Annotated in this window: 4 protein-coding genes; 2 read left to right on the forward strand and 2 right to left on the reverse strand. The window is 54.4% G+C overall.

Features of this window, described 5'->3' with window-relative positions; all coding sequences use genetic code 11:
• Nucleotides 1-238 precede the first annotated feature (238 nt).
• Both L3J03_12015 and L3J03_12020 read right to left on the reverse strand, forming a co-directional pair.
• Nucleotides 239-1,471 carry a type II toxin-antitoxin system HipA family toxin gene (locus tag L3J03_12015; protein MCF6291706.1) on the reverse strand — a complete coding sequence of 411 codons (1,233 nt, stop codon included), beginning with the start codon at nucleotides 1,469-1,471 and terminating at the stop codon, nucleotides 239-241.
• On the reverse strand, nucleotides 1,468-1,749 hold the full coding sequence (locus tag L3J03_12020) for a helix-turn-helix domain-containing protein (GenBank protein ID MCF6291707.1): 282 nt from the start codon (nucleotides 1,747-1,749) through the stop codon (nucleotides 1,468-1,470). The genes L3J03_12015 and L3J03_12020 overlap by 4 nt, the downstream gene beginning before the upstream one ends.
• A gap of 394 nt (nucleotides 1,750-2,143) precedes the next feature.
• On the opposite strand from L3J03_12020, the gene L3J03_12025 reads away from it, so the two are divergent.
• Together L3J03_12025 and L3J03_12030 are read left to right on the forward strand one after the other, a co-directional pair.
• Nucleotides 2,144-3,223, forward strand: coding sequence for a response regulator (locus L3J03_12025; GenBank protein MCF6291708.1), 1,080 nt, complete (start codon nucleotides 2,144-2,146; stop codon nucleotides 3,221-3,223).
• Between the two features lie 327 nt (nucleotides 3,224-3,550).
• Complete coding sequence (locus L3J03_12030) at nucleotides 3,551-4,987, forward strand: sigma-54 dependent transcriptional regulator (GenBank protein MCF6291709.1); 1,437 nt, start codon at nucleotides 3,551-3,553, stop codon at nucleotides 4,985-4,987.
• Nucleotides 4,988-5,535 lie beyond the last annotated feature (548 nt).

Genomic DNA, 5,535 nt, shown 5'->3' on the forward strand with positions numbered 1-5,535 from the left:
GGCACCTATTTCTTAACAGGAGGTTTCTCTTTTTTACAGCTGATAAAATATTTTTTATTTCTTTACAATGTGAAGGCTTAACCTTTTGTTATTTCTATATATAACGTTCATGATTTCATGCGTTTCTTTGTGGGGTTAATGTAGTATAAAGAAATTATTATGCCAAGAAAAGCATGTATAGACGCTCCTGGAACCCTGCATCATATCATGGGCCGGGGAATCGAGCGGACAAGGATATTCAGGAACAGGAACGACCAGTTTTTTTCAATCGCTGACCGATATCCTTACCGATTACATCAGCATCTTTTTCTGCTATATCACATACAGTGAAAACCGCACTCCATCCAGAAACCACCTCATGAATTTCCTCAATCACATCCGCCGCCTGCTGCCGTTGTTTTATCCCGAATAGTTTGGCCTCGGCCAGAAGAGTTTCAATATTCGACGGCCTGTTATCAAGCCCGACGCGCAGAACGTGTTCGCGGTTGGAGCCGATGTTCGGTATTAAATCGAAGGCCGGGCTCAGTCGCCATCCGGTGTTGTCGTGCAGCATTAGAAAATTCTTCAGGTGGTCGTCGGTATTGCCGATCATCACATTGAACACCATCTGTCGGAACAGCCTGTGGAGATCCTGTCCCGGTTGTGATGAAATGTGCTTGATAACTTCCGCCAGATCCCGGTAGCCGACATTGTAATAGCCATCGGCCTTTAGCAGTGTCTGCATGCTGACCAGGTGGTTGCGGCCACCCGCATCGTTGATATCGAATCGTTTCACCAGCAGACATTTCCTGGGGCCCAGAGGCATGAGCCTGGTCTCGGCAGTTTCGATTCCCGCTCGGCGGGCCAGTTCCATGGCCGCGGCCTCCAGACTTACCACGTCCAGTTGGTCCCTGGCGCTGGCAAACTTTGCCAGGTATGATCCGTTTTCATCTTCTACCAAGGCCTTGGGCCTGGCCCCACCCGGGGAACTGCCGGCCTGGAACAAAAGGGAAAGTTCATCGTCGGCAGCGGCAGCGGGTTCTCGTTCGAATTTTTCCGCCAGCAATGCCAGTTTCCGCAGGTGTCGGCTGGAAACCCCGGTTGTTTTCAGTTCCGGCCGGCCTTCCTCCGCATAGCTCAAGGCCCCCAGCCCCTGGTTGCCCAGCAGCCGTAACAAATCTGGAACACGCTGCTCATTGCGTCCCAGCTTATAACGGCGGATCATCAGCCTCCGGCCCCAGTCATCCGGCAGGCTGTCTTCAAAAACGCCATGTACCCCGGCACGTGGCCGGTCCGCTTCAAGAATTTCCATGGACAACGGCAGGTGCAGAGGATCGAGCGGAAAGGCCCGCGGGTGTTCCAGGAACGCGGGAGCGTAACGGAACTGTCCCTGTAAGTCGCCCCTGACAGGATCGGGGTCACCGGCAACCAAGGCGCCTACCTTGATGCTTTCTCCTGATGGCAAGGTCAGCCAGACATCAAGTCGGATCATATCTTCTTCTTTCGTTTGCCACCGGCCCGTTGCCGCTTACTGCTCTTTTTCTCAAACTTTGCAAACAGGTCTTCTTTTTCGGCCAGCACATCTTTCCAATCGTCAAGCCTGCCGAGGATGCTGCTGGCGGCCAGCCAGTTGCCGATCAGGGTCTGCGGGGAGCCCTTTTCCATCCGGCTGTATGACTGGCGCGTCAGTCCGAGCCGCTGGGCGAACAATTCCTGGCTTTCGTTCCGGGCCAGGCGCGCCTCTTTCAAACGCTGGCCGAGCAGTTTCAAAAGAGACTCAATATTTGTATTATTGTCGAACATATTTAACTTAATAATATAAAACAGGCTACTATGTAAAGTATTTATTACGCAGTAATATTTCTTCGTAAGTTCTCATCCTATTATATATACTGACATGGGGATGGAACAAAAAAAATTGATGCAACCATGCATAACATATAGTATAAGCATAAACGGGGATGGACGTACCGGCAATTTCTGCATGCAGTTGATCCCGGGGCCTGAAAGGACCAGGCCTTGGAACTGGTCCCTCCCGGGTCCGGTGACCGGGGGTTGGCATTGCAGTTGATCCATTGGCCCGGCGATATATAGCCTCTTGTGAACGTTCGGCATCAAATCCTTTTATTACATATTCCGGAGTCGGATTTCAACGGGGAAAGGCATGGTTGATACGGAACAAGGGCCCGGTAAAACAAAAATCATGATTGTGGGCGATGTTCCGCAGGTTCTTTCCGTGCTTACCGAGATGCTGGAGAGAAGCGATTTCGCGGTTGTCGGATACGCCAACCTCACGGCGGCCCTTGCCGCGGCTGGAGTCGACCAGCCGGATCTTATCCTGCTGGACATTCTCACGCCCGGGATAGAGGACTGTCAGATCTGCGAACGGCTCAAGCAGGTCCCCAGGCTCAGGGACGTACCGGTTATCTTTATCAGTGGTCTGAACATCACGGAAAGCAAGATCAAGGCCTTTCATCTGGGGGGGGTGGATTATATCACCAAACCGTTTCATTTCGAGGAGGTGGAGGCGCGGGTCCGGACACACGTCAAACTGCACCTGCTTCAGAAGAGACTGGTCGCCCGGAATGTCAGGGAAGAAGAGATGCGGCAACTGTTGTCGGCGCAGCAGGAGGCGATTATTGCCCTTGCCAGGCTGGCCCAGGCCCGGGAGGAGGATACGGGCAGGCGTCTGGAGCGGATACGGGAATACTGCCGGCTGCTGGCCGAGGCTCTCCGGCGGGATTCGCAATATTCAGCGCATATTTCAGCGGACTTCATTGCCTGCATGCAGCAGGCCTGCCCCCTTCACGACATCGGCAAGGCTACCATCCCGGACAGCATCCTGTTAAAGCCCGGCAAACTGACCCCGGCCGAGTTCGAGGTGATTAAGACCCATACTGATACCGGCGCGGCCAATCTGGAGGATGTTTGTAACAACTATCCCCAGAATACCGTTATGGGGATGGGTATAGAAATTGCATTGCACCACCATGAATGGTGGGATGGTTCCGGTTATCCCACTGGTCTCGCTGGTGTCAATATCCCGCTCTCGGCGCGGATTATGGCCCTGGCTGACTGTTACGATGCGCTTCGTTCGGACCGTTGTTACCGGCGGGGGTTTGCCCACGAACCGGCGAAAACAATGATTATGCAGGAGAATGGGACCCATTTTGATCCGGAAATCTGCAAGGCGTTTCTGGCCCTTGAGCGAGACTTTGAAAAGGTAATGGAGAGGATGGGATGAAATTGGCGAGGCCGAGTCCTGCGGCGCTGCGCGGGCATGGCCAGGAGGCGAGACAAAATTTTGACATGTTGGAGGATCATGGCTAGATTGGCTTGGAAACCACGGCCCGGCCGGTGGTTATTTTGCAGATTGATATGAAAATGGAAGGGGATGCGGCAGGAAGTTGTTCTTGCCGGGGTTGCGCGGCCTTGCCGGTTTTCCGGCCCTGTCAGCCGTGTGATCCGGGGAAGTACACTTTGTCAGGCCGAATTATCCACCGCAAGGAATATTTTGCTTGCTGATATTGAGAGAAGCGTTGCAGGCCCGCTACATATGTAAGGAGTATGCGTGGAAAATTTGAGGAGCATCCTGCTGGTTGATGCCGATGACGAGAAGCGTTGCAGACTTGCCAAATATCTTCGAAAACAGATCGAGTGTGTTGTTGTTGAGAGCAACAGTCCGAAACAGGCGTTGAGGATCTTCAAGAGCGGTAGTGTCAGCCTGGTGATCAGCGATCTCTTTCTGCCGGGAAAGAGCGGCCAGGATCTGCTCCGCAAGGTGCACCGGCTGGACCCCGGGGTGATCACCATTGCCGTGGTGCCGGAGGGCGAACGGGAACTGGTCTGTGATATCCTCAACCAGGGGGTCTTTTTCTATGTGCAATCCCCCTACAACCTTGCCGAAGTGGCGATTGTCACAACCCGGGCCTTGAAGTATGCCGAGGCAGTGGTCCGGAGCGCCCCGCCCGAGCTGAAGTTTCGCAAGAGCGACGGGTTCTGCGGAATCATCGGCAATGCCCCGAAGATGCGGAGGTTGTTTTCCCTGATTGACAAGGTTGCCAGGGACGATGCCAGCACGGTTATCATCCAGGGCGAAAGCGGTACGGGAAAGGAACTGGTGGCGCGCGCCATCCACCGCCTGAGCGCCCGGCAGCCGAATAACTTCGTGCCCTTGAATTGCGCCGCGATTCCCGGGGAACTGCTGGAGAGCGAACTGTTCGGCTATGTCAAGGGGGCGTTCACCGGCGCGGCCCAGTCCAAGGTCGGCCGGGTCGCATACGCGGACAAAGGCACCCTGTTCCTGGACGAGATCGGCGACATGAGCCCGACCCTGCAGGCCAAACTTCTGCGGGTCCTCCAGGAGCGGGAGTTCGAACCGGTGGGCGGGCTGAAGTCGGTCAAGGTCGACATCCGGGTCATTGCGGCCACCCACCGGGACCTGGATCAACTGGTGGCGGACGGAAGTTTCCGCGAGGACCTTTATTATCGCCTGCACGTGCTGCCGATCAACATTCCCCCCCTGCGCGAACGCTACCGGGATATTCCCCTGCTGATCAATAAATTCGTCCAGCGCCTGAATAATTACAAAAAGGGGAAACTGCTCGGTTTCGACCGCCAGGCGCTCGACGTTCTGCGGCAATATCCCTGGCCCGGCAATGTCCGGGAACTGGAGAACCTGGTGCAGCGGATGTCCATTGTCTACGAGGGCCGGATGATCGGGAAAAAGGAGTTGCCCGCCAGGTACCAGCCGGATCCCAAGGAAGAAAGCAATCCTCTCCCCGAGATATCGTCTCCCCCGCTGCAGGTGTCCTGGACCAAGGGCGGGATTGATTTCAACTCTCTTACCTGTGAATTTGAAAATCATTTGATCCGGCAGGCCCTGTCCATGACCGACGGCAATAAAAAGGAAGCTGCGCGGCTGCTGAGCCTGAAGCGGACCACTCTGCTGGAGAAAATCAAGAAAAAGCGGCTGGAAGGCACTGAATGGCATGCCCGGAGCGCCTGACGGCCGGCGGAAGAAATTCTGAAGCCGTGACGGCTTGAGGTTGTATTCCATGCAATATCTGGAAGTTATTGTATTATTTCCGAATAAATGCATTTGCTGATCTTCACCGCGCCGTTCTGCGGCCCGCCTGATAACGGCGCAGCTGTCGCGTTGGCAACTCGTTGATATCACACCAGGATAATCAACATCGTTGCCGCCTTGCATCCGCACCGTTCTCGAATGTTCACGGATTCAGGGGCTCGTGTGTTTTAAGAACAAAAATCCGGCCCAGAGAAAAATCAGGTATGGTGTTCTCAGGATCGTACAAAATCTCAGGATCAGAAAGGTTGCAAAAATTTCCAGGCCCCAGCTCATTCCGGCCCTTCCGGGCTCCCGCCTTTGTAGACATTCAGTAAACCCCCTCCTGTCGGGAAAGGGGGTCTTCTTCTACCAACGGCCGCTCCATTGAAAAGGGCCGGCTGTTCATAAACAGGCTATCAAGCAGGAACTCGCTTCGCCGCAACGGCGATTCGGAAGCCATAAGCATATCATGCCGAAGTTGTTTCAAA

Source organism: Desulfobacterales bacterium (assembly GCA_021647905.1).
GTDB lineage: Bacteria > Desulfobacterota > Desulfobulbia > Desulfobulbales > BM004 > JAKITW01.